This is a genomic window from Bacillus sp. LR--39, assembly GCF_053613335.1.
The window spans coordinates 1-764 of record NZ_JBSIOT010000746.1; the positions used below are offsets into that span (position 1 = coordinate 1).

Annotated in this window: 1 protein-coding gene; it reads right to left on the bottom strand. The window is 44.2% G+C overall.

All coding sequences use genetic code 11. From position 1 onward, the window contains the following. Window positions 1-764, bottom strand: a 764-nt coding sequence (locus ACWHAR_RS26260) for a pre-toxin TG domain-containing protein (protein WP_452088320.1), incomplete at both ends; no start/stop codon positions are given.

Consider the following 764-nt stretch of genomic DNA (forward strand, 5'->3'; position numbering starts at 1 on the left):
TTTTACCTCGATTCTCTCCTTAAAGGACACTTGGTCTTTGTATCCGGGATAATCCTTTCCAACGTCAACTTCTGACTGGCGCCAAGATGGTCTTTTAGAGCCAGTTGTTTTTTTGGCATTTAGTTTAGTATTAACTCCACGTAAACCGAATCCACCAAGCATCGATAACGCATGATTAAGACTGTTCTGACGTTGCTCATCAGAAATCTTATTTCCAAACATATCCCGGCCAGTTATTGCTTCGCTAAAACCGTTTGCAGATGCGAGGCCGTAAAGTCCTTTGCTGGAGTTTTGAAGAGCGTGAAATGTCTTAGGCGTTTTATAGACATCAAGCGCTTTGTCTGCCCTATAGATGGCTGTGCTCGTTGAGTAGACAGCCTTTCCGCCTTTGGCTAATTTGCCGGCCCAGCCAACTATAGGGATGTAGCCGGCCGCAGCCATTGCGCCAGCTGCCACCCGTTGCCCATCAGTTAATTTTTCACCGGTGACTGGATCGACGCCATCAGTAGCTCTCTTATAATCATAATATCCGGAGACTTCCCCCGTAAAATTACAAACGACATCCCAGGTCTTTTCATACCACGGCCTATTTGCGAGTTCTTCCTGTTCCTTCGCAATTCTTCTTTGTTCGGCCTGCTGATCTTTAAAGGAAATATAATCAGTAGTTTGTTTTTTTACATCCTCAGTCATCTTATGAATTTCACTGTCCCTATAAGCTTTTGCATTATAGTGTATAGGGGAGGCGTTTTTACCTTTTGCTGTAG